The sequence below is a fragment of the Parapusillimonas sp. JC17 genome, assembly GCF_052180245.1.
In the GTDB taxonomy this organism is placed as follows: Bacteria; Pseudomonadota; Gammaproteobacteria; order Burkholderiales; family Burkholderiaceae_B; genus Parapusillimonas.
This window is the reverse complement of sequence record NZ_CP197474.1, coordinates 2,110,337-2,131,684: the sequence shown is the minus strand read 5'-3', so window position 1 is coordinate 2,131,684 and position 21,348 is coordinate 2,110,337. Positions and strand designations below refer to the sequence as shown.

The window sequence follows — 21,348 nt, the reverse complement described above, 5'->3', positions numbered from 1 at the left end:
AATGCGGGCCTTCCTCGATGCGCTGTACCGGGTGGCGGGCGGCCTTGCGGCCGTCTTCACCGTAGGCGTGCTGGTCGCCGTGATCCTGTCCATCGCCACCCGGCAATTGGGCATACACATCGGCGGGCTGGACGCCTACGCCGGTTACTCGATGGCCGCCGCGGGCTTTCTGGCGCTGGCCCATACATTCAAAAGCGGCGAACACATCCGCGTCACGCTCGTACTGTCGGCCCTGCCGGCCAAAGGCAACCTGCGGCTCGATATCTTCGCACTGCTGGTGGCCTGCGTCATTGCCGGCAACCTGTGCTGGTTCAGCATCAAGCTGGTGCTTGATTCCTACGCCTACAACGACATCTCCACCGGCGACGACGCAACGCCGCTCTGGATTCCCCAACTGACCATGGCGGTGGGCACCGTCATTTTCTTTGTCGCCGTCCTCGACGAAACCCTGAGACGCTTCCAGGGCAAGCTCGAATCCCAGAGCGAAGAAACCCATTATGAATGAAGCACTGGTCATCACGCTGCTCGTCGTCTCCATCTTCGGTTTCCTGGCCTGCGGAGTCTGGGTCGGCCTGACCTTGGCCGGCACTGCCTGGCTGGGCATGGAACTGTTCTCCAGCCGGCCGGCGGGCGATGCCATGGCGATCACCATCTGGGGGGCGGCATCCAGCTGGACGCTCACCGCCCTGCCACTCTTCCTATGGATGGGAGAGATCCTGTTCCGGTCGCGCCTGTCGCAAGACCTGTTCAAAGGCCTCGCACCCTGGCTGGACCGCATTCCCGGCCGCCTGCTTCATACCAACGTCGTGGGCTGCGCCATATTCGCCGCCGTGTCGGGCTCGTCGGCCGCCACCTGCGCGACCATCGGGAAGATGACCATACCGGAACTCACCCGCCGCGGCTATCCGCAAGACCAGATCATCGGAACGCTGGTCGGCGCCGGTACGCTGGGGCTGCTGATCCCGCCCTCCATCATCATGATCGTCTATGGCGTCGCCGCCGACGTCTCGATCTCCAAGCTGTTCATCGCCGGTATCCTGCCAGGCGCGCTTTTGGCCCTTTTATTCATGGGATACATCGCCATTTGGTCGCTGCTGCATCCCGACCGCATCCCGCATGCCGACGAGCGCATGAGCTTCGGGCAAAAGCTGTATCAATCCCGGCATTTGATCCCGGTCGTCTTGCTGATCGCCGTGGTCCTGGGCACCATCTACACGGGCTTTGCCACCGCGACGGAAGCAGCTGCCGTGGGCGTGGTCGGTGCGCTGATCGTGTCGGCGGCCCAGGGCTCGCTGAGCTGGGAGGTATTCAAGGAATCCCTGATGGGCGCAACGCGGCTCTACTGCATGATCGCGCTCATCCTGGCCGGCGCGCAGTTCCTGACGCTGTCGATGGGCTATATAGGCCTGCCCCGCGCATTGGCCGAGTGGATCGCCTCGCTGGGCCTGTCGCAGTTCGGGCTCATCATCGCGCTGATGGTGTTCTTCATCATCCTGGGTTGCTTCCTCGACGGCATCTCGATCGTAGTGCTCACCATGGGCGTACTGCTGCCCACCGTCAACGCGGCCGGAATCGATCTGCTGTGGTTCGGCATCTTTCTGGTGTTCACCATAGAAATGGCCCAGATCACTCCGCCCGTAGGCTTCAACCTGTTCGTGCTCTCGGGCATGACCAAGAAGGAACTGCCCTACTTGTCACGCGTATCGTTCCCCATGTTCCTGCTGATGATACTGGGGGTGCTGGTCATTTACGCGATACCGGAAATCGCCACCTGGATGCCTGCGCAGATGGCGCCTTAGGGTCAGACCTCGGCCGCGGTTCGAAGGGTCAGACCCCGTACGGGGTCTGACCCCAACGCCCCCACTCTCCCACCCACCAGCCTGATCTCGTGCGTGCAACGCGCCGCAAGCTGCGGGTCGTGCGTAACGAGGATGAGCGTGGTGTTCTGTTCCCGATGCAGCGCGAACATCAGGTCGATGACTTTCTCGCCGTTCTGCGTGTCCAGGCTGCCGGTGGGTTCGTCGGCGAACAGCAGGCGCGGCCTGACCACGAAGGCCCGGGCCAGCGATACGCGCTGCTGCTCGCCGCCCGACAGCGTGCGCGGATAATGATGCAGACGGTCCTTCAAGCCTACGCGCTCCAGCATGGCGGTCGCCTCGTCTTTCGCGGGCAGGCCCGCCAGCTCGAGCGGCAGCATCACGTTTTCCAGCGCCGTCAGATTGGGCAGTAGCTGGAAGGACTGGAACACGAATCCGACGTGGGCAGCGCGCAGTGCGGCACGCTGCTCTTCGTCGCAGGCGAACAGGTCGTGTCCAAGCAGCAGCACCTGGCCCGAACTGGGGACATCCAGGCCCGCCATCAGCCCGAGCAGCGTGGACTTCCCCGACCCCGAGCTGCCTGTGATGGCCAACGCGTCGCCGTCGGCCACCGTGAAACTGACATTGTCTAAAATATCCAGATAGCCGGTAGAGTCCGAGACTCTCTGGCTCAACTGTCTGACTTCAATGGAATATGGCTGACTCATGTGGATACGCGGATATTTGGCAGCGATGGCGCTGTGCTGTTCTCAGGTCGTGGCGGCAAACGCCCAGGCGGCACCCCCTCAAGCCGGAGGGCAAAATGCCATACTGGTCATAGGCGATAGTTTATCGGCCGAATACGGCTTGCGGCGCGATACCGGATGGGTGAAGCTGATCGCCGACCGGCTTGTGGCCGAGGCGCCAGAATACCAGATACTCAACAGCAGCATCAGCGGCGACACCACGAGCGGCGGCCTGTCGCGCCTACCCGCGGCGCTATCCACCCATCAGCCGCGCATCGTCGTCATCGAGCTGGGCAGCAACGATGCGCTGCGAGGCCTGTCGCTGAGCGCCACTCGCGACAACCTGGGCAAAATGATAGAACAGGCCAAGGACCGGAACGCGGAAGTTCTGCTGGTTGGCATGCAGATTCCCCCCAATTACGGACGCGCATATACGGAACAGTTCCAGCGGCTTTTTGCCGAACTGTCCGAGCAGCACGGCGTGGAACTCGTTCCCTTCCTGCTTGAAGGCATGGCGACGAACATGGAGCTTTTCCAGGCCGACGGCATACATCCCAATGAGGCGGCGCAAGCCACGCTGGCCGAGAACGTCTGGAAAAAACTGGGACCCATGCTGAAGCAATGAGTCCCGTGGGCCGGGGTCAGACCCCCGAATGGGTTCTGACCCCTTTCAAAACACAGCCGTGGGGTCAGACCCCATGCGGGGTCTGACCCCTTCAAAACCTGCCTGTGGGGACAGACCCCATTCGGAGTCTGTCCCCTTCGAAACATGACTTTGGGGTCAGACCCCGTTCGGGGTCTGACCCCTCAAACGACCCCTTCGAATTACTCCGTCCGCTCTCCCGCCAAGGCCTCTTCGGCTTCGGGCAGCATGGTCACCTTGGCCTGCACTTTCATCTCGCGCAGCACGGCTTGTTCTTCCGCCTTGCCCCAGGCCTGGGCCAATTGCGAGGACAAGGTCGCCTGCATGGACTCGTCGAGCTCGCCGGCCTTGCCGCCTTCAACACGCAGCACCACATAGCCTTGAGGCACGTTCACGCCCAGATACTGCGGCAGCTTTTCGCTGTCGATGGCCAGCGCCGCGTCGGTAATGGACTTGGTCAGGCCTTGAGGGTTCATGCGGCTGATGGCCAGGACCGAGCCGAATTTTTCGGGCGCGTCGGACGCGGATTCCTTCTGGAAGCCGGCCAAGGCTTCCTCGCCGGCTTTCTGGCTTGCCGCCAGCGCGCGTTCCTGCACCAATAGCTCGCGGATATGATCCGAGACCTGGGCCAGCTCTGGCACATGCGCGGGAATGAGCTTCTCGACCCGGACCGCGACCATGGTATCGGGCGAGATCTCGATCACGCCCGAGTTTTGTTTTTCGGCCAGTGCTTGTGGCGAGAACAGCGCACGGCGCACGCGCACGTCGTCGAGTATGGCCGCATCCTCGCTGGCGGATGCCGCGTCGGCCGGGACCTGGTCCGAAGGCAGCAAGCGGTCGCGCGCGATGCCGGCCGCGGACTTGATCTTCAAGCCGAGCTCATCGGCGGCGGGCTGCAGGCTGGCCGGGTTGTCATACACCAGGCTGGTGAGCTTGCTGGCCATTTCCGCGAACCGATCGGCCCCGAGCTGACGCCGCACTTCGGATTCCACCTTGGCGCGGGCCTCGTCGAAGGACTCGCCCTGCTCGGCCTGGACCTCGTTGGCATGGAAAACATGGAAACCGCCAGGCCCGTCGACCACGTCGGAGACGTCGCCCTTGCCCAGCGAGAAAATGATCTGATCGAGGTTGGCGGGCCATGACCCCTTCGTGATCCAGCCAAGCCGCCCGCCGTCCTTGGCCGTACCGGCGTCCTGCGACTCGGCCTTGGCAAGCTCGGCAAAGGATGCGGGTTCGGCCTTTGCCTTCGCCGCGATTTCTTCGGCCTTGGCAAGCGCCTTCTTCCGTTCGTCGTCAGACGCGGTGGCCGCGACGCTGATCTGGATGTGGCTGACGTCCACCCGAGGCGGCTGCACATAGCGCGTCTTGTTCTGATCGTAATACCGCCGCAGGTCTTCTTCGCCGACCGCAGGCAGATTCGCCATGGCCGCCGCTTCGTTCAGCAGCACATACTGGGCTTGGACCTGCTCCGGCAATTCGAGCGTCTGCTTGTTCTGCTCATACCACGACTTGATATCGTCTTCGCTGACTGCGACGTCCTTTACATAGTCTTCGGCCGGAAAGGCCAGGAGCCTGACACTGCGCTCTTCGGTCAGGGATTTTCCGACGAGCCCGACCACGGACGGCGGGACGTTGGCGGTCAAGGCGACCGGGCCGAGCACGCGGTCCAGAGAGAGTTCGGCGCGCTGACCCTGTTCGAAGTCGCGGGTGGTCAAGCCGACCGATGCCAGCACTTGGTTATAGCGCGCTGGAGAGAACTGGCCGTTTTCCTGCAACTGCGGCATGGAGGAAATGGTCTGGCGCAAGACGGCATCGGATACGCTGAAGCGCTCTTTGGTTGCGGTATTGACCAGCAGACGACGGTCGACCAACGATTCCAGCAAGGCGCTGCGCGCTTCGCGGTTGTCGAGCACGGATGGATCGAATCCACCTTGGCTGTTCTGCTGCAATTGCTGCAACTGATTGCGGCGTGCCTGGTCGAAATCCTGCAAGGTCACGGCTGAATCGCCCACCTTTACGAGATCTTGATCGCCGGACACATAATTGGTGTAGCCGCTGACGCCGATCAGGACAAAGGACGGCAGAATCAGTACCAGCAGAATCAATTGCATCAAACGCTGATGCGTACGAATGAAATCGAACATTAATCACTCACTGACACGCAGCCCCGGACGGAACTGCGCGACGGTTGAATCAAAAAAGGCGATAAGAATCGCCAAGATTACAAAGAACGCGAGTAGAACACGAAATTTCATGGAGTTTACCACCACACTTGCCTGATTTTTCAGTGTCTTCAGGTCACGCTATAAAATACGGGACAACCCTTCGCAGGACGCTGCGCCCCCTATATCCGATTCGACAAGCCATGCCCCATACGCATTCTTCCTGGCCCTACCCCAAACTGATCGCCCATCGCGGCGCCGGCCGCTTCGCCCCGGAAAATACGCTGGCCTCCGTTCGTCTGGGCGCGTCGTACGGCTTTCGCATGATGGAGTACGACGTCAAGCTCAGCCGGGACGGTGTCGCCGTCCTGCTGCACGACGACACCGTCAATCGCTGCTCCAACGGGCAAGGGCCGGCGGCAGATAAAACGCTGGCCGAGCTTTCCAGGCTGGATTTCGGCCTATGGCACTCGGTGGCCTATGCGGGCGAACCCATACCGACACTGCACGCCATTGCCGCCTACACGCTGGCCAATGGCATACACAGCAATATCGAGATCAAGCCGCATCCCGGCCTGGAAGCGGAAACCGGCAGGCAGGTCGCGCTGCTGGCGCGCGAACTCTGGGCTGGCGCCACGCTCCCTCCACTGCTTTCCTCGTTTTCCGAAACGGCCTTGCAGGCGGCACTCGAAGCAGCGCCCGAGCTGCCTCGCGCGCTGCTGATCGAAAAGGAAGTCCCGCAAGACTGGCGGGAACGTGTCAAACGGCTGCAATGCCTGGGCTTGAACCTGAACCACAAGTACACTGGAAAAGCCCTGGTCGAACAGATCAAGGCGGCCGGCCTAACGCTCGCAATCTGGACCGTCAACGACATCGCACGCGCCAAAGAACTTATCGACTGGGGCTGCGATGCCATCGTCACCGACGAAGTCGCCACCCTCAACCCCGAGTGGGCCGCATCGCTTTGATCGCCTCGCCGTGTTACTGGTTTTTATTTAGGGAATTCTTTTGTTCAGCTACCGACATGCCTTTCACGCAGGCAACCACGCCGACGTCCTGAAGCACGCCGTCTTCGTGCACATTCTGGACCACTACAATCGCAAGGATGCGGCCTACTGGGTCATCGACACCCACGCCGGCGCGGGGCTATACGACCTTCGTAGCGAATGGGCGCTCAAGAACGGCGAATTCGCCGACGGCCTGGACCGCTTGCTGGGTGCGGACCTTATGCCGCCGCTGATCGAACGCTATCTTGAAGAAGTCGAGCATTTCAACCCCGACGGCATTGCCAACTTCTACCCCGGCTCGCCCTGGCTGGCGCTGCGCGCCCTGCGGCCGCAGGACCGCCTGCGCCTGTTCGAAATGCATCCATCCGAGGCCGAGGTCCTCAGGCGCAATCTGCAATCCCAGGGGCGCGGCGCCTTGCGGCAAACCACCATCTACGAGGCGGACGGCTTTGAAGGCCTGAAGAGCCAATTGCCACCGACACCCCGGCGCGGAGTCGTCATCATCGACCCTTCTTATGAAGACAAGAAAGATTACCGAAAAACGCTGCAGTCCATCGACGACGGACTGAAACGATTCGCCACCGGCTGCTTCATCGTCTGGTATCCGCTGGTCCAGCGCCGGGAAGTGCAAGAAATGCTGCGCTCGCTGGAGCGCCTGAAGACGCCCTGGCTGAATGCCTCGCTGACCGTGCGCAAGCCGGCGCGCGACGGCTTTGGGCTGCACGGCAGCGGCATGTTCGTTCTGAATCCGCCCTGGACGCTGCATGCCGAATTGACCAGGGCCCTACCCTGGCTCAGCGAGAAGCTCAAGCTGGATGACCGCGCCACCTTCGCGCTCAAGCAACAGGGCAACTGACTTTAAGGGGTCAGACCCCATACGGGGTCTGACCCCCGCCATAAAGTAGCACCGGCATTACAGGAAGCGTTCGCCTTCCTTCAAATAGCGCCATTGCCCGGGGGGCAGGTCGCCCAGGACGATACGCCCCATCCGCACACGCTTCAGGCCCACCACCTTGAGGCCGACCTGTTCACACATGCGCCGAATCTGGCGCTTCTTGCCCTCTTGCAGGATGAATCGCAGCTGGTCCTCGTTCTGCCAGCTGACTTCGGCCGGCCGCAACGGCTGCCCATCGAGGGAAAGGCCGTGATTCAGCATAGCCAGCCCATTGCCTGCGATCTTGCCGGTGACTCGTACCAGGTATTCTTTTTCGATGTCGGAGTCGTCGCTGATCAACTGGCGCGCGATACGCCCATCCTGGGTCAACACCAGCAGCCCCTGCGAATCGATGTCCAGCCTGCCGGCGGGAGCGAGGCCGCGCAAGTGGGCCGGGTCAAAGCGCGTGACCGACTTGCCGGCGCGATACTGATTGGCGGCGGTGATCAGGGACACCGCCGGCCGGTATCCCTGTTCGGCCTGGCCGGAAACATAGCCGACAGGCTTGTTCAGCAGAATGGTGACCCGCGCGGTCTGCCGCGCCCGCGCCTGCTTATCGAGCGTGATCTTTTGATTCGGCCACGCCTTGCTGCCCAGTTCGGACACCACCACGCCATCGACGCGTACCCAGCCGCGCTCTATGTAAGCGTCTGCTTCGCGTCGCGAACACAGGCCTTGTTCGGCCATCAATTTTGAAATTCGTATTTTTTCCATAAACAGCATTTTATGACTTTGGCGATAATACCGTTTATGGAATTACATCCGCCTCACCATACCGATTGGCTGGCACGGCCCGCGCCGTCGTTCAGCCGCTTGCAAAAACACTGGCTTTTCCGCCCCGGCGCATTGACCGCGGGCCTGCGCCGCATCGGCCACGTACAGCTTCGGGTCACGGCCGAGCACCCCGACGGCCTGCTGCCGTCCGAAGCATGGATGCTGGGCCTCAAGCCGCGAAGCCCGATCTGGGTGCGCGAGATCATCATGTCCATCGACGGCGTGGACAGCGTCTACGCCCGCAGCTTCACGCCGCTCGCCGCCTCTCATGGCCTCTGGCAAGGCATGCGCCGCCTGCGCACCCGCCCTTTGGCCGACATGCTGTACCACAGCTCTGAAATCACGCGCTCGCCCTTCCTGGCATGCCAGCCGGGTCTGCACAATCCTCTTTACAAGACCGGCCAGCGCATACTCGGCCCGCAGTGCCCGGCACCGCAACGCCTCGTCGCGCGCTGCTCCGCCTTCTGGCGGCACGGGCAGCCTTTGCTCGTCGCGGAATGCTTTCTTCCTGAGTTCTGGTCTCTGGCTGGAGCTGAGGGGTCAGACCCCGTACGGGGTCTGACCCCTTAGGCCTCAATCTGGGGTCAGACCCCGCATGGGGTCTGACCCCATTTGATCCGACCGAGGGGGCAGACCCCATACGGGGTCTGACCCCTACCGCCAGGTTTCCAACTCCACGCTCACGCTGTCTTCGCCCGACGACAGCAGGATCGAGCCTTCGTCTATGGTGGCGTGGAGATTCATGCTGCGCTGCGCGAGCCGGGCCAATGCCTGGGCGCTGGCCGGGTCGACGGAGTACACGGCCAGGTCGCGCATGCGGTCGGCCGCGCCCTGAACCCCTTGCCACCATACTTTGCTGGCATGCCCGCCATAGCAGAACACCACCACGCGCCGCGACTTGCCCGCCGCCTGCAGCAGGCGGCGCTCGTCGGGATGCCCGAGATCTATCCAGGCGTGGATGTCGCCCGTCAGGTCCTTCTGCCAGATTGCGGGTTCTTCGGTAGTGCTCAAGCCGCGCGTGAAGGCCAGGTTCTCGTCCGCATGAAGCGCGAATGCAAGCACCCTGAGCATCATGCGCTCGTCGGTTTCGGAGGGATGGCGAGCCAGCGTCAGCGTGTGGCTGCCGTAGTAGCCGCGCCGCATGTCGGCCACATGCAGCTCGAGCTTGAATATCGTTGCGCGCAGAGCCATGTTAGAGCGCGTCGATTCCGCTTTCTCCGGTGCGGATGCGTATGGCCTGCTCCACCGCAGTCACGAAGATCTTGCCGTCGCCGATCTTGCCCGTGAAAGCGGCCTTGATGATGGCATCGATGGCGGCATCGACCATGGCGGCCGGCAGGACGACCTCGACCCGGATCTTGGGAAGAAAATCGACCACGTATTCGGCGCCGCGATACAGCTCGGTATGGCCTTTCTGGCGCCCAAAGCCCTTGACCTCGGTGACGGTCAGGCCATTGACGCCGATATCGGCAAGCGCCTCGCGCACTTCGTCGAGCTTGAACGGCTTGATGATGGCCGCTACTAGTTTCATTGCAGACTCCAGACGGATAAAGGAAAAATTATCGCACGGCCGCGTGTTCCGCGCGGACGGTGTCCGGGGGAGCCTGCGCGGACATTGCGCCGGGAGCCGGTTGCGCCTGGCCGGCATCCCAGGCTCGCGCAAAATCGGCGCCGGAGGGAGCCTGGTACAGGCGCAGGGAAAGCTCGGGCAGGATGGCCAGCAGATGATCGAAGATATCTCCCTGTATGCGCTCGTACTCTACCCAGGCGGTGTTGTTGGCGAAGCAATAGACCTCGATGGGGATGCCCTGCGCGTCCGGTTCCATCATGCGCACGATCATCAGCATGTCTTGATGGAGTTCGCGCTGGCGCTTCAGGTAGGCGAGCGCATAGGCCCTGAACGTCCCGATATTGGTCAGGCGCCGGCGATTGCTCTGCAGGCCGGCGAGCTCGCCCATGGACTTGTTGGTTTCTTCAAGCTCGCGCTGCTTGCCGTCCAGGTAGTCCTTCAGCAGGGCGAAACGGCTCAAGCCCGCAATCTCTTCTTCGGTCAAGAAACGGACCGTGCTCGCATCGATGCGCAGCGTGCGCTTGATGCGGCGTCCGCCCGACTCGAACATATAGCGCCAATTGCGATAGCTCTCGGAAAACAATTTATAGGTCGGGACGGTGGTGACGGTCTTGTCCCAGTTCTGGACCTTGACGGTATGCAGCGCAATATCGATGACGAAACCGTCCGCCCCGGCCTGCGGCATCTCGATCCAGTCGCCGATGCGCAGCATATCGTTGGACGTCATTTGGGTGCTGGCAACCAGAGACAGCAAGGTGTCCTTGAAAACGAGCAGCAGCACCGCCGACAAAGCGCCCAGTCCGGACAGCATCAGCAAGGGGGAACGGTTCACGAGAATGGAGATCGCCAGTATCAGGCAGACCGCCCAAAGCACGATCTTGCCCAGCTCCAGGTATCCTTTGATCGAACGGGTCTGCGCCCGCCGGCTGGCGTCGTAGATATCCTGCCAGGCGGCCAGCAGGCCATTGAGCGCCATGAACAGGAAGACGATGCCCGCCACCAGGAAAATCCGGCCGACGAAGCTCAGGTAAGGATCCGCGATCGGCAGCAGCCCGATATTGGCCATGATGAACAGCAGCGGCACCGCATAGCTGATGCTGCGGAAGACGCGCCGGCGCGACAGCGCGCGGGCCCAATCCTCGCGTCCAACCGCATCCAGCGTGCGCTGGGCGAGCCTGGACAGCACCCTGGATGCGATCCAGCCGGTAACGATGCTCAGCACGAGCAGCACCCCCACGCCGAGCACGATCTGAGCCCAGAGCGTGTCGGGCATGTTGTGCGCGATCCAGCTTTCGCCCACCCATTGCTCGATCATTGTTTCTTCTTGCATCGCCTTGTTCCGCCGCCCCGAGCCTGCCCGCAGTCCCTGGTGCATCCATGGTAAACGGGTAATATAACGTAGCTGCCACGTCCCTTATAATTCGGCCACTATGACCAAGAACTCCGCACCCGATCTCCAAGACCAGTTTGCCAACAAATCGCAAGCCTGGTCCGCCCGTTTTTCCGAACCCGTCTCCGATCTCGTCAAGCGCTACACCGCTTCCGTCCATTTCGACAAGCGCATGGCCCATTTCGACATCGAAGGCTCGCTCGCCCATGCCGAGATGCTGGCTTCCATCGGCATCATTTCCGAAGGGGACAGAATCTCCATCGAACGAGGCATGGCCCGCATCCGCGAAGAGATCGATGCGGATACCTTCATGTGGTCCCTGGACCTGGAAGACGTGCACCTGAACATCGAAAAGCGCCTGGTCGAGCTCATCGGCGATGCCGGAAAACGCCTGCATACCGGCCGGTCGCGCAACGACCAGGTGGCGACCGACATCCGGCTGTGGGTGCGCAACGAAATCGACATCTCTCTGGACCTGCTGCGCGAACTGCGGCGCAAGCTGGCCGAGCTCGCGCTCAAGCATGCCGCCACCATCCTGCCCGGCTTCACGCATCTGCAAGTCGCCCAGCCGGTAACGTTCGGGCATCATCTGCTGGCCTATGCCGAAATGTTCGGCCGGGACGCCGAACGCCTTGCCGACTGCCGCAAGCGCGTCAATCGGCTGCCGCTGGGCGCTGCCGCCCTGGCCGGTACTTCCTACCCCATCGACCGCGAGCGCGTCGCACGCACCCTGGGCTTCGACGGCGTGTGCCGCAACTCCCTCGATGCCGTTTCCGATCGCGACTTCGCCATCGAATTCTGCGCTGCGGCGGCCCTGATCATGACCCACGTCTCGCGCCTGTCTGAAGAGCTGGTGCTGTGGATGAGCCCCCGCGTCGGCTTCATCGACCTGGCCGACCGCTTCTGCACCGGCAGCTCCATCATGCCGCAAAAGAAGAACCCTGATGTCCCCGAACTGGCACGCGGCAAGACGGGCAGGGTGAACGGGCATCTTATCGCGCTCCTGACCCTGATGAAAGGCCAGCCGCTGGCCTACAACAAGGACAACCAGGAAGACAAGGAAGGCCTGTTCGACTCCGCTGACACGATCCGCGACACGCTCACCATTTTCGTCGACCTGGTCGGCGGCATCCGCGTCAAGTCGGAAGCCATGCGCGCCGCGGCGCTGCAAGGCTTCGCCACCGCGACCGACCTGGCCGATTACCTGGTCAAGAAAGGCGTGCCCTTCCGCGACGCGCACGAAACCGTCGCCCATGCCGTGCGCATGTGCGACGAGCGCGGCTGCGATCTGGCCGACCTGACCCTAGAAGAACTGAAGGGCGTCAATGAGCTCGTCGAAGACGACGTCTTCGAGGTCCTGACTCTGGAAGGCTCGGTCGCCTCCCGCAAGCATGTCGGCGGCACCGCGCCGGAGCGCGTCCGGGAAGAAGCGCAGCGGGTATTGGATGAAACCGAGGGGTCAGACCCCGTAACGGGAGTCTGACCCCGATTTGAGTTGTATGGGGACAGACCCCGAACGGGGTCTGTCCCCCCACTGCCCGGCTCCGGTTTGATCTTGGGGTCAGGCCCCATCCGGGGTCTGACCCCGACCGAAAACCGCGATCGACTCCACATGTCCGGTGTGTGGAAACATATTGATGACCCCGGCGCTTTCCAGCCGATAGCCGCCTTCATGCACAAGGATGCCGGCGTCGCGCGCCAGGGTGGCGGGGTTGCACGACACATACACCATGCGCGCCGGGCGCTCTTCGGCCGCCAGGGCGGCCAAGGCGCGGGACACCGCTTCCGCACCCTCTCGCGGCGGATCGATCAATATGCGGTCGAAATGCCCCAGCTTCCGCAGCCATTCCGCATCCACCTCGAACAGGTTCAGGGTAGCGAAGGACGTTTTCGAGTCCAGGCCGTGCCGGCGTGCCGCTTCCAGCGCGCGCGTCGTCAGCGCGGAACTGCCTTCGATGCCAACGACTTGCGCGGCGCGAGTGGCCAGCGGCAGCGTGAAGTTCCCCAAGCCGCAGAACAGATCCGCCACCCGGTGTTCCGGCGCAAGCTCAAGCAGCGACAAGGCCTTGGAAATCAGCGTGCGATTGATGGCATGGTTCACCTGGGTGAAATCCGTCGGCCGGTAAGGCATGCGCAAGCCGAACTCCGGCAAGGCGTAAGCCAGCCTGCCTTCATCCACGGCATCCAGCGGATGCACGGTTTCAGGCCCTTTGGGCTGCAGCCACCATGTGGCTTGATGGCGCGCCGCGAACTCCCGCAGCAGCACAATATCGCCCGAGGTCAGCGGCTCCATGTGGCGCAGCAGCAATGCCGTCGTCTGATCGCCGACCGCCACTTCGATCTGCGGAATCCGGTCCGGCTGAGCCAAGGACCCGACCAGCGTGCGCAGCGGCATCAGCATGTCTGAAACATGCGGAGGAAGAACCTTGCATTCCCGCATATCGGCAACATAACTGCCCCGCCGCTCACGAAAGCCCACCAGCACGCCGCCTTTCTTACGGACCACGCGCACGGACAAACGGGCCCGATAGCGATAGCCCAGCGAAGGTCCATGCATGGGAGGCAGGACGCGGTCCGGATGCAGTCTTCCGATATGCCATAAGGCATCTTCCAGCACGCGCTGCTTTACCGCTACCTGCGCGGCGGGATCCAGGTGCTGCATGGCGCAACCACCACACACGCCAAAGTGCGGACAGGGAGGCTGCACACGCTGGGAAGAAGGCTTCAGGATTTTTTCAAGGCGAGCGGTGTCATAGGAAGGCTTGCGACGGGTGATGGACACCTGCACGCGTTCCCCGGGCAGCGCACCGTCGACAAAAACGACTTTGCCTTCGCGGCGCGCGACACCACGCGCCTCGAGATCCAGGGATTCAATACTTAGAACTTCGAACGTCATTATTCGTGCATCCAGAAAATCAGCCCCGAATTTTGACATTCCCGAGAAAGTAAGTCGAGCCGGGATGACGCGAGCGACCCGGGGTCAGACCCTGTACAGGGTCTGACCCCACGATTGGCGCATCAAGAAGCGACTTTCTCTGCTGGCTTTTCCGTGGAACGCGCCTTGCGGTCCTTGCGTTCTTCCATGCGCTTGGCCAGCTTCTCGGCCCGCTCATTCATATGGGCAACGACTTTATCCTGCTGGGATTGGTCCAGCGATTCCCAGACCGCCAGCCATTTCTCGTCGATCTGGCGGCGCTCGGCGCGCAGCTGCTCATGCTTGGCGTCGGCCTGTTTCAGGGCCGCGCGAGGATCGATCTTGCCTTGTTTGACCTGTTCGCGTTTTTCTTTGAACGCCGCTTTCATGCCATCGCCGCGATCTGCCCTCAGTTGCTTCTGTGCGCTGCGCGCATCGTCCAGAACTTTGCTTTGTTGCTCGGTCAGGCTCAGGGTGTCTACGAAGCGCTTGCTGACCGGCCCATAGCCGGGCACCCACAAACCGGCGTCCGCATGGCCGTGCTTCATATGCTTGTGATGATGACCGTCCTTGTGGAATCGGCGCTCTCCACGCTGGCCGGACTTCTCGGCTTGTACCGAATTTTCCTGTGCGGCGGTTGCAGCCGTATCGCCCGCGGCAGGCGTCGCCGCATGCGAAGCGCTGAAGACGAAAGCGGCGGCGGTGGCGGCAACGAGGGCGGGCACAGAGAACTTGGTGGTTTTCATGAGGATTCCTTTTGACTGGTTAGGAGGCCTCATTGTGCCGTTGCGCCGATTTCGGTCTTGTTTCAGGCGCGAGCCCGATTCTTTCAGTGGATTTCAGCAGACGCTCGCGGGCTCATGCCTTTCAGCCCCACGCCGCCATGTATTCCTTCCAGTGCGGCGCCTCGCTGGCGGCAAGAGTGTCGCGCACCAGCTGTACCTCGGATTCATAGGCGGGTTGATCGAGCTCGCCCTTCATGAATCGAAAGCGGCAATACACCAGCCAGGTGTTGACGACGTCGGTTTCGCAATAGGCGCGCACGTCGTCGGCCTGCCCTTCCGACCAGGCCTTCCAGACCTGGCTGCCGTCCATGCCCAGTTTTCCCGGGAAACCGCAAAGCTTGGCCAGGTCGTCCATCGGCGCATTGGCTCGACCGTTGTACTTGGCCAGTAAATCCATGAGGTCGATGTGGCGGGTATGGTAGCGACTGATGTAGTTGTTGAACTTGAAGTCCCGGTCGTCCTCTCCCATGTCCCAATAGCGCGGCGCCTGCACGCCGTGTATCAGGCTGCGGTAATGCAACACGGGAAGATCGAAGCCCGATCCATTCCAGCTCACGAGCCGGGGCGTATAGCGCTCGATGGTCTTGAAGAACCCGGTGAGGAGCGTGGACTCGGGGTCGTCGGCCGCGCCCAGCGTTTTCACCCGGAAGCCGTTATCGTCACGAAAGGCGCAGCCGACCACCGCCACCTTGTGCAGGTGCAGAGGAAGAAAATCATTTCCGTGCGTTTCGCGGCGGGCGGCCAGCGCAGCTTCGATGACCTCGGTTTCGGACATCCCCGCATCCCATTCCGGATGCAGCTTGCGCAGCCCTTCGGCGTCCGGGATGGTTTCCAGGTCGAAGACGAGCGTGGGGATCATCGGGCCGGCAGGTACGACATCGGATTCACCGGCGTTCCGCGGCGGCGGATTTCGAAATGCAGCCGCGGCGAGGTGGTGTCGGTCTGGCCGATGGCCGCAATCTTGGCGCCCTTCTTGATCTGGTCGCCCGTCTTGACGAGCAAGGACTGGTTATGGGCGTAAGCCGTGATGAAGCCGTTGCTGTGGCCCAGCAGGATCAGGTTGCCCAGGCCGCGCACGCCGTTGCCGGCATACATGACCTTGCCATCTGCCGCAGCGTGGACCGGGTCCCCGGCATTGCCTTCGATGTCGATGCCCTTGGTATTGGCATTGAAGCTTTGGATGATCTTGCCCGAAGCCGGCCAGCCCCAGCTGATAAGAGAGGCATCGTTTGCCCTTGCCGTGCTGACAGGCTCCACCGGTTTGACCGGCGTGACCGGGACAGGCGTGGCGGGCCCCGCAACCGGCGCGGCAGGCGCGGGCGTGGAGGAATCCAGTCGCAGCACCTGGTTGGGCCGCAGTTGGCTGGGATCCGTGATGTTATTCAGGCGGATGAGTTCGGCAAGCTCGATGTTGTTTGCTTGCGCGATCTTGTAGAGCGTATCGCCCGGCCTGACGATATAGGTGCCGCCCTTGGCGGGCTCGGTGGTGGTGCCCTGCGACATATCTGTAACGGGCGCTTGCGTGCCGCGGCCCGCGCAGCCGGCAAGGACTGCGCTGGCAACCACGGCTGCCAGCATCAATTTACGAGACGTGCGCTTAGGGGGTTCTAGTGTCGAAGCTGCGTCTGACCGAAACGTCCCTGCCTGCATGTGATTCTCCTGAAAGCTTAAGACTGGGTCCCGGCACGGAGCGGCACGAAACGCACTGACTCGAGCTCTGCGCGATGCCAGTTGGCAGCACCGGTGCGCTCGATCAGAATCAGACGCTGCGCCGTCGTTCCCTCCGGGGCAATTAAACGGCCCCCGACCGCCAACTGTTCGAGCAGGGCCTGGGGAATTCTAATACCGGCGGCAGCGATGATGATGGCATCGAACGGCGCCACGCCGGGCAAACCTTCCATACCGTCTCCGAACGAGAGCCGGACACGGGACGAGAGTTTCAATGCCCTGAGATTATCACGCGCCATGTCGTACAGGCCGCGAATACGCTCGATGGCATGGATCTCTTTGATGAACTGGGCCAGCACCGCAGCCTGATAGCCGCAGCCGGCCCCCACTTCCAATACCTTGGCGGGCGCCTTATTTTCGCATATCACGGAAATCATGCGGGCGACGACCCAGGGCTGGGAGATGGTCTGGCTGTAGCCGATAGGCAGAGCGGCGTCCTCGTATGCGCGGCTGGCCAGCCCTTCGTCGACGAACAAATGCCGGGGCACGGCCATCATGGCATCCAGCACGCGTTCATCCTGTATGCCCTGCCGGCGCAAACGCTCGATCATCATGCCACGCGAGCGCTCGGAGTTCAAACCCAAATTGACCATTGTTGACGAACCTGGCGCTGCGTTGACAACCGCGCGCGCCGGGACGGCTTGCGTATACACCCGCGCATTGCTGTTGGTGGCCGCCAGGCCGCCACCCAGGCTGGAGCGCCCGAACCGGTTGCTCGTGCCGGTGGCAAAGGGGAACGGGACTACCGGCTTACGCATAAGGGCCCCGTCCAATCACGGAACTGCTCCAGCTGCTCGTAGTGCGTGAGATCGAAGCGCAGGGGCGTCACGGACACGGCGTTCTGTTCGATGGCGCCGAAATCGGTGTCTGAGGCGGAATCGGAAACGCTGCCTACCGGGCCTATCCAGTACACGGTGTCGCCATAGGGCGTGCTGCTTTTTACGACCGGCTCGGACGGATGGCGTTTACCCAGGCGCGTGACGTGTATGCCCTGCAGAGCATCGTAGCGCACTGCCGGGACATTGACGTTGAGCAGCACATGGCCCACCAGGGGATTCTCGATGTGGCGCTCGACCACTTGGCGGGCGACCCGCGCGGCCGTGTCCAGGTGCTCCCACCCGCGCTTGACCAGCGAAAAGGCGATGGCCGGTATGCCGAACAGATAGGCTTCGGTGGCCGCGGCGACGGTTCCGGAATATAGCGTGTCCTCGCCCATGTTGGCACCGTTGTTGATGCCGGAAACCACGAGGTCGGGACGAAAGTCGAGCAGGCCGGTAAGCGCGATGTGCACACAATCGGACGGCGTCCCGTTAACATAATAGAAACCGTTGGCCGCCTGTCCCACCGACAGCGGCCGGTTGAGCGTGAGCGAATTGGACGCCCCGCTGCAGTTCGTTTCCGGAGCCACCACGGTAAGCTCGCCCAGTCCTTTCAGGGACTGCACCAACGCTTCAAGACCGGCGGCATTGTAGCCGTCATCGTTGGATACCAGTATGCGCATTGCCTTCCATTTAGATTCAACTGAACGTAGCCAATTGTACCCGCTCGTTTTGGTTTTTGAGCGACTGTGGTTAGAATCGCCGCACAACTATTTGGAGCACAGGAACCCATGTCTTCCGCCCTTCTCGCCCTCTCCGCGCTCGGCCTGATCATCGCCTCATATCTCATCGGATCCATCCCGTTCGCGGTCGTGGTCAGCCGGGCGATGGGGCTCAAGGACCCGCGCACGTTCGGATCGGGCAACCCCGGCGCCACCAACGTGTTGCGCTCGGGCAACAAAGCGGCGGCGGCGCTTACCTTGCTTGGCGACGCGGCCAAAGGCTGGGTGGCGGTTTATTTTGCGGCCCGCATCGCGGAAGACCTGGGCCTGCCCTCGGTCGTCGTCGCCATCTGCGCGCTGGCGGTTTTCCTGGGGCACGTGTTTCCGGTGTTCCTGCGCTTCAAGGGCGGAAAAGGCGTCGCCACGGCCTTGGGCGTCCTGCTTGCCGTCAGCCCCTGGCTGGCGTTCGCCACGGCAGCCACCTGGCTGATCATTGCCTATGTCACCCGCTATTCCTCGCTGGCGGCCATATTGTCGGCCGTGTTCGCCCCGCTGTTCTATCTGCTGGGCGGAAACATTGCCTGGCCGCTGGACAAGCCCATGGCAATGGCGATCGTGGTGATAAGTGTCGTGCTCTTGTTCCGGCACAAAGCGAATATCAGCCGGCTGATGACGGGCAAGGAAAGCCGCATCGGCTCGGCGAAGAAATGAAGGGGTCAGACCCCAACAGATCTTGAATGGGGTCAGACCCCGTACGGGGTCTGACCCCACAGACCGTTTTGACCGGGGTCTGACCCCTGAATGCCGATCTGTTTTGAGAGGGGTCGGACCCCGCATGGGGTCCGACCCCAGGATCGAATCACGCTGACGCGGCCACCGACCCACAAATGTCTTCCAGGTCCCAGCGTGGCCTGACCGTAAAGGCGTGGTGTGCCGAGTCGAGATTTACCAGCCCGGCATTGACCCGCATGGCGGCGGCGAAGGCGATCATGGCTCCGTTGTCGGTACACAAGTCCAAAGGCGGGAAGAACACCTCGCAGCGCAGCTTGGCGGCCGCGCCGACCAGTTGCGTGCGCAGGTGGCGATTGGCCCCCACGCCGCCCGCGACGACCAGGCGCTTCAGCCCGGTTTGCTTGATGGCCTTGATGGCCTTGGCGGCCAGGACATCGACAATGGCGCTTTCCGTGGCGGCGGCCAGATCGGCGCGTTGCCGGTCATCCAGCCTGCCCGACTCTTTCTCGATGGACCTGAGCCGCGTAAGCACCGCCGTTTTCAAACCACTGAAGCTGAAATCCAGGTCGCGGCTGTGCAGCATCGGGCGCGGCAAGTCGTAGCGGCCGGCATCGCCCTCTTGCGCCAGCCTGGATAATGCCGGCCCGCCCGGATAGCCCAGGCCCAGCAGCTTGGCGCTTTTGTCGAAGGCTTCGCCGGCGGCATCGTCCAGGGTTTCGCCCAGCAGTTCGTAATCGCCCACGCCCCCCACCCGCATGATCTGCGTGTGCCCCCCGGACACGAGCAGCGCGACGAACGGGAATTCGGGCCTGGGGGTCGCCAGGAGCGGCGAAAGCAGATGCCCTTCGAGGTGATGGATGGGAATGGCGGGCAAGCGGCGCGCCCAGGCGAAGGACTGAGCCACGCTGGCGCCGACCAGCAGCGCGCCCGCCAGCCCCGGCCCCGCCGTGTAGGCGACCGCGTCGATCTGCTCCATGCCGATGCCCGCCTCTTTCAGGACTTCGCGCGTAAGAGGCAGCACCCGCCGGATGTGGTCGCGGGACGCGAGTTCGGGCACTACGCCGCCATATTCCTGGTGCATGGCGATCTGGCTGTGAAGCGCATGGGCCAACAGGCCTTTTTCGGTGCACACCAGGGCGACGCCGGTTTCGTCGCAGGAACTTTCGAATCCGATGATGATCATTGGCGCTAGGGTTTGGAGGTGAAACGGACTTAGAATTCAGGCTTCATTATCGTTCATCTCGGACCACGCCACATCCCTCGGGAAAACACATGCTTGAAAAACTATTCCAATTACGTGAACACGGGACCACTCCCCGCAGCGAAATCGTTGCCGGGATCACGACCTTTCTCACGATGTCCTACATCATCTTCGTGAATCCCGAAATTCTGTCCACCACTGGCATGGACAAGAATGCAGTGTTCGTCGCCACCTGCCTGGCCGCCGCGCTGGGCACCTTCATCATGGCGTTCGTGGCCAACTGGCCGATCGGCATGGCGCCGGGCATGGGCCTGAATGCCTTCTTCGCCTTCACCGTCGTCGGCGGCCTGGGGTATACGTGGCAGCAGGCCCTGGGCGCCGTCTTCATCTCCGGCGTGATCTTCATCCTCATTACCGTCACCGGGGTGCGCTCATGGCTGATCGCGGGCATACCCAAGTCGCTGCGCTCGGCCATCGCGGCGGGCATCGGCCTGTTCCTGGCCATCATTGCTCTCGTGAGCTCCGGCATCGTGGTGGCCAACCCCGCCACCAAAGTGGCCTTGGGCGATCTCACCACCGCCCCGCCCCTGTATGCCATCCTGGGATTCTTCCTCATCGCCGCGCTGGATGCGCTCAAGGTCCGCGGCGCCATCCTCATCGGCATCCTGGTGGTCACCGTTCTCTCCATTTTCACCGGACACACGCAATTCCACGGCATCGTCTCCGCTCCGCCCAGCCTGGCACCCACCTTCTTCCAGCTCGACATCATGGGCGCGCTGCAGACCGGCATCGTGCACGTGATCCTGGTCCTGGTCCTGGTCGAGGTCTTCGACGCCACCGGCACGCTGATCGGCGTCGCCACGCGCGCGAACCTGATCCAGCCAGGAAAGCCCGGCCGCCTGGGCCGCGCCCTGCTTGCCGACAGCAGCGCCATCGTGGCCGGCTCGATGCTCGGCACCAGCAGCACGACCGCCTACGTGGAAAGCGCCGCCGGCGTACAGGCGGGCGGCCGTACCGGGCTTACAGCCCTGACGATCGGCGTGCTGTTCCTGCTGGCGCTCTTTCTTTCGCCGCTTGCGAGCGCGGTGCCCGCTTATGCCACGGCGCCGGCGCTCCTGTACGTTGCCGGCCTGATGCTGCGTGAAATCACGGAAATCCAATGGGACGACGTCACGGAAGCCACGCCCGCGGCATTGGCCGCGATGACCATGCCCTTCACCTACTCCATCGCCAATGGCCTGGCTTTCGGTTTCATCAGCTATGTAGTGCTGAAGGCCGTTACCGGGCGCTATCGTGACATCCACCCGGCCACCTTGCTGGTCGCGCTGCTGTTCGTGGTCAAGTATGCGGCTTTTCCGGAGTGACGGTGGCGTGTTCCAGCTCGCGGTCGCACTCTGTTGCATTGAGCGCGCACCGCCTCGCAAGA

Annotated in this window: 22 protein-coding genes; 9 read left to right on the top strand and 13 right to left on the bottom strand. The window is 62.5% G+C overall.

The window, feature by feature from the left end; all coding sequences use genetic code 11:
• The first annotated feature begins 1 nt into the window (after position 1).
• Both ACSBPU_RS10315 and ACSBPU_RS10310 read left to right on the top strand, forming a co-directional pair.
• Positions 2-505 (top strand): TRAP transporter small permease, encoded by a 504-nt coding sequence (locus tag ACSBPU_RS10315; RefSeq protein WP_442597848.1) that lies wholly within the window; start codon positions 2-4, stop codon positions 503-505.
• Complete coding sequence (locus ACSBPU_RS10310; RefSeq protein ID WP_442597846.1) at positions 498-1,799, top strand: TRAP transporter large permease; 1,302 nt, start codon at positions 498-500, stop codon at positions 1,797-1,799. The genes ACSBPU_RS10315 and ACSBPU_RS10310 overlap by 8 nt, the downstream gene beginning before the upstream one ends.
• 2 nt (positions 1,800-1,801) lie before the next feature.
• On the opposite strand, the gene ACSBPU_RS10305 is transcribed toward ACSBPU_RS10310, so the two are convergent.
• Positions 1,802-2,524, bottom strand: a complete 723-nt coding sequence (locus ACSBPU_RS10305; protein ID WP_442597844.1) for an ABC transporter ATP-binding protein — start codon at positions 2,522-2,524, stop codon at positions 1,802-1,804.
• Between ACSBPU_RS10305 and ACSBPU_RS10300 the strand changes: the two genes are divergently transcribed.
• Positions 2,523-3,167: an arylesterase gene (locus tag ACSBPU_RS10300; protein WP_442597842.1), complete on the top strand. Its 645-nt coding sequence runs from the start codon at positions 2,523-2,525 to the stop codon at positions 3,165-3,167. The genes ACSBPU_RS10305 and ACSBPU_RS10300 overlap by 2 nt on opposite strands.
• Positions 3,168-3,367: 200 nt before the next feature.
• Here the strand turns inward: ACSBPU_RS10300 and ACSBPU_RS10295 are convergent, their stop codons facing one another.
• The gene (locus ACSBPU_RS10295; protein WP_442597840.1) at positions 3,368-5,329 is read right to left on the bottom strand and encodes a SurA N-terminal domain-containing protein; all 1,962 of its coding nucleotides are present in this window, start codon (positions 5,327-5,329) and stop codon (positions 3,368-3,370) included.
• Between the two features lie 221 nt (positions 5,330-5,550).
• Here ACSBPU_RS10295 and ugpQ point away from each other — a divergent pair, with 221 nt between their 5' ends.
• Complete coding sequence (gene ugpQ / locus ACSBPU_RS10290; RefSeq protein ID WP_442597838.1) at positions 5,551-6,315, top strand: glycerophosphodiester phosphodiesterase; 765 nt, start codon at positions 5,551-5,553, stop codon at positions 6,313-6,315.
• Between the two features lie 40 nt (positions 6,316-6,355).
• Entirely contained in the window at positions 6,356-7,210 is an 855-nt protein-coding gene (locus ACSBPU_RS10285) for a 23S rRNA (adenine(2030)-N(6))-methyltransferase RlmJ (protein WP_442597836.1), read from the top strand.
• Between the two features lie 57 nt (positions 7,211-7,267).
• Here ACSBPU_RS10285 and ACSBPU_RS10280 read toward each other — a convergent pair whose 3' ends face one another.
• A complete protein-coding gene (locus ACSBPU_RS10280; protein ID WP_442597834.1) occupies positions 7,268-8,002 on the bottom strand; it encodes a pseudouridine synthase in 735 nt (244 codons plus the stop codon).
• A 36-nt stretch (positions 8,003-8,038) separates the two neighbouring features.
• Between ACSBPU_RS10280 and ACSBPU_RS10275 the strand changes: the two genes are divergently transcribed.
• The gene (locus ACSBPU_RS10275) at positions 8,039-8,632 is read left to right on the top strand and encodes a chorismate--pyruvate lyase family protein (RefSeq protein WP_442597832.1); all 594 of its coding nucleotides are present in this window, start codon (positions 8,039-8,041) and stop codon (positions 8,630-8,632) included.
• 84 nt (positions 8,633-8,716) lie between these two features.
• Here the strand turns inward: ACSBPU_RS10275 and ACSBPU_RS10270 are convergent, their stop codons facing one another.
• Genes ACSBPU_RS10270 through ACSBPU_RS10260 form a run of 3 tightly spaced genes read right to left on the bottom strand, consistent with a single transcriptional unit; the run spans position 8,717 to position 10,962 of the window.
• The gene (locus tag ACSBPU_RS10270; protein ID WP_442597830.1) at positions 8,717-9,253 is read right to left on the bottom strand and encodes a YaeQ family protein; all 537 of its coding nucleotides are present in this window, start codon (positions 9,251-9,253) and stop codon (positions 8,717-8,719) included.
• A 1-nt stretch (position 9,254) separates the two neighbouring features.
• On the bottom strand, positions 9,255-9,593 hold the full coding sequence (locus tag ACSBPU_RS10265) for a P-II family nitrogen regulator (RefSeq protein ID WP_180069597.1): 339 nt from the start codon (positions 9,591-9,593) through the stop codon (positions 9,255-9,257).
• 28 nt (positions 9,594-9,621) lie between these two features.
• Positions 9,622-10,962 (bottom strand): mechanosensitive ion channel family protein, encoded by a 1,341-nt coding sequence (locus ACSBPU_RS10260; RefSeq protein ID WP_442597827.1) that lies wholly within the window; start codon positions 10,960-10,962, stop codon positions 9,622-9,624.
• A 100-nt stretch (positions 10,963-11,062) separates the two neighbouring features.
• On the opposite strand from ACSBPU_RS10260, the gene argH reads away from it, so the two are divergent.
• Positions 11,063-12,505 carry an argininosuccinate lyase gene (gene argH / locus ACSBPU_RS10255; protein WP_442597825.1) on the top strand — a complete coding sequence of 481 codons (1,443 nt, stop codon included), beginning with the start codon at positions 11,063-11,065 and terminating at the stop codon, positions 12,503-12,505.
• Positions 12,506-12,583: 78 nt separating this feature from the next.
• On the opposite strand, the gene rlmD is transcribed toward argH, so the two are convergent.
• The 6 genes from rlmD to surE all read right to left on the bottom strand — a co-directional run bounded on the left by rlmD (position 12,584) and on the right by surE (position 17,950).
• Positions 12,584-13,918, bottom strand: a complete 1,335-nt coding sequence (gene rlmD / locus ACSBPU_RS10250) for a 23S rRNA (uracil(1939)-C(5))-methyltransferase RlmD (protein WP_442597823.1) — start codon at positions 13,916-13,918, stop codon at positions 12,584-12,586.
• Positions 13,919-14,040: 122 nt separating this feature from the next.
• Positions 14,041-14,682 (bottom strand): hypothetical protein, encoded by a 642-nt coding sequence (locus ACSBPU_RS10245; RefSeq protein WP_442597821.1) that lies wholly within the window; start codon positions 14,680-14,682, stop codon positions 14,041-14,043.
• A gap of 121 nt (positions 14,683-14,803) precedes the next feature.
• Entirely contained in the window at positions 14,804-15,580 is a 777-nt protein-coding gene (locus ACSBPU_RS10240) for a 3'-5' exonuclease (protein WP_442597819.1), read from the bottom strand.
• Complete coding sequence (locus tag ACSBPU_RS10235) at positions 15,577-16,299, bottom strand: peptidoglycan DD-metalloendopeptidase family protein (protein ID WP_442597817.1); 723 nt, start codon at positions 16,297-16,299, stop codon at positions 15,577-15,579. Before ACSBPU_RS10235 ends, ACSBPU_RS10240 begins: the two co-directional genes overlap by 4 nt.
• Positions 16,300-16,388: 89 nt before the next feature.
• Positions 16,389-17,207: a protein-L-isoaspartate(D-aspartate) O-methyltransferase gene (locus ACSBPU_RS10230; RefSeq protein ID WP_180069618.1), complete on the bottom strand. Its 819-nt coding sequence runs from the start codon at positions 17,205-17,207 to the stop codon at positions 16,389-16,391.
• Positions 17,192-17,950: a 5'/3'-nucleotidase SurE gene (gene surE / locus ACSBPU_RS10225; RefSeq protein WP_442597816.1), complete on the bottom strand. Its 759-nt coding sequence runs from the start codon at positions 17,948-17,950 to the stop codon at positions 17,192-17,194. The genes ACSBPU_RS10230 and surE overlap by 16 nt, the downstream gene beginning before the upstream one ends.
• A gap of 108 nt (positions 17,951-18,058) precedes the next feature.
• Here surE and plsY point away from each other — a divergent pair, with 108 nt between their 5' ends.
• On the top strand, positions 18,059-18,700 hold the full coding sequence (gene plsY / locus ACSBPU_RS10220) for a glycerol-3-phosphate 1-O-acyltransferase PlsY (RefSeq protein ID WP_442597815.1): 642 nt from the start codon (positions 18,059-18,061) through the stop codon (positions 18,698-18,700).
• A gap of 148 nt (positions 18,701-18,848) precedes the next feature.
• Here the strand turns inward: plsY and tsaD are convergent, their stop codons facing one another.
• On the bottom strand, positions 18,849-19,904 hold the full coding sequence (gene tsaD / locus ACSBPU_RS10215; protein WP_442597814.1) for a tRNA (adenosine(37)-N6)-threonylcarbamoyltransferase complex transferase subunit TsaD: 1,056 nt from the start codon (positions 19,902-19,904) through the stop codon (positions 18,849-18,851).
• Positions 19,905-19,993: 89 nt separating this feature from the next.
• Here tsaD and ACSBPU_RS10210 point away from each other — a divergent pair, with 89 nt between their 5' ends.
• Positions 19,994-21,286, top strand: a complete 1,293-nt coding sequence (locus ACSBPU_RS10210) for an NCS2 family permease (protein WP_442597813.1) — start codon at positions 19,994-19,996, stop codon at positions 21,284-21,286.
• Positions 21,287-21,348 lie beyond the last annotated feature (62 nt).

What these genes read in the sequence shown, in the direction of transcription:
- tsaD (WP_442597814.1), bottom strand. Translation starts at nt 19,904, where the DNA reads ATGATCATCATCGGATTCGAAAGTTCCTGCGACGAAACCGGCGTCGCC.
- ACSBPU_RS10260 (WP_442597827.1), bottom strand. Translation starts at nt 10,962, where the DNA reads ATGCAAGAAGAAACAATGATCGAGCAATGGGTGGGCGAAAGCTGGATC.
- ACSBPU_RS10280 (WP_442597834.1), bottom strand. Translation starts at nt 8,002, where the DNA reads ATGGAAAAAATACGAATTTCAAAATTGATGGCCGAACAAGGCCTGTGT.
- argH (WP_442597825.1), top strand. Translation starts at nt 11,063, where the DNA reads ATGACCAAGAACTCCGCACCCGATCTCCAAGACCAGTTTGCCAACAAA.
- ugpQ (WP_442597838.1), top strand. Translation starts at nt 5,551, where the DNA reads ATGCCCCATACGCATTCTTCCTGGCCCTACCCCAAACTGATCGCCCAT.
- ACSBPU_RS10230 (WP_180069618.1), bottom strand. Translation starts at nt 17,207, where the DNA reads ATGCGTAAGCCGGTAGTCCCGTTCCCCTTTGCCACCGGCACGAGCAAC.
- ACSBPU_RS10270 (WP_442597830.1), bottom strand. Translation starts at nt 9,253, where the DNA reads ATGGCTCTGCGCGCAACGATATTCAAGCTCGAGCTGCATGTGGCCGAC.
- ACSBPU_RS10315 (WP_442597848.1), top strand. Translation starts at nt 2, where the DNA reads ATGCGGGCCTTCCTCGATGCGCTGTACCGGGTGGCGGGCGGCCTTGCG.
- ACSBPU_RS10210 (WP_442597813.1), top strand. Translation starts at nt 19,994, where the DNA reads ATGCTTGAAAAACTATTCCAATTACGTGAACACGGGACCACTCCCCGC.
- ACSBPU_RS10300 (WP_442597842.1), top strand. Translation starts at nt 2,523, where the DNA reads ATGTGGATACGCGGATATTTGGCAGCGATGGCGCTGTGCTGTTCTCAG.
- ACSBPU_RS10305 (WP_442597844.1), bottom strand. Translation starts at nt 2,524, where the DNA reads ATGAGTCAGCCATATTCCATTGAAGTCAGACAGTTGAGCCAGAGAGTC.
- ACSBPU_RS10240 (WP_442597819.1), bottom strand. Translation starts at nt 15,580, where the DNA reads ATGATCCCCACGCTCGTCTTCGACCTGGAAACCATCCCGGACGCCGAA.
- ACSBPU_RS10310 (WP_442597846.1), top strand. Translation starts at nt 498, where the DNA reads ATGAATGAAGCACTGGTCATCACGCTGCTCGTCGTCTCCATCTTCGGT.
- ACSBPU_RS10235 (WP_442597817.1), bottom strand. Translation starts at nt 16,299, where the DNA reads ATGCTGGCAGCCGTGGTTGCCAGCGCAGTCCTTGCCGGCTGCGCGGGC.
- ACSBPU_RS10295 (WP_442597840.1), bottom strand. Translation starts at nt 5,329, where the DNA reads ATGTTCGATTTCATTCGTACGCATCAGCGTTTGATGCAATTGATTCTG.
- plsY (WP_442597815.1), top strand. Translation starts at nt 18,059, where the DNA reads ATGTCTTCCGCCCTTCTCGCCCTCTCCGCGCTCGGCCTGATCATCGCC.
- ACSBPU_RS10245 (WP_442597821.1), bottom strand. Translation starts at nt 14,682, where the DNA reads ATGAAAACCACCAAGTTCTCTGTGCCCGCCCTCGTTGCCGCCACCGCC.
- rlmD (WP_442597823.1), bottom strand. Translation starts at nt 13,918, where the DNA reads ATGACGTTCGAAGTTCTAAGTATTGAATCCCTGGATCTCGAGGCGCGT.
- ACSBPU_RS10275 (WP_442597832.1), top strand. Translation starts at nt 8,039, where the DNA reads ATGGAATTACATCCGCCTCACCATACCGATTGGCTGGCACGGCCCGCG.
- ACSBPU_RS10265 (WP_180069597.1), bottom strand. Translation starts at nt 9,593, where the DNA reads ATGAAACTAGTAGCGGCCATCATCAAGCCGTTCAAGCTCGACGAAGTG.
- surE (WP_442597816.1), bottom strand. Translation starts at nt 17,950, where the DNA reads ATGCGCATACTGGTATCCAACGATGACGGCTACAATGCCGCCGGTCTT.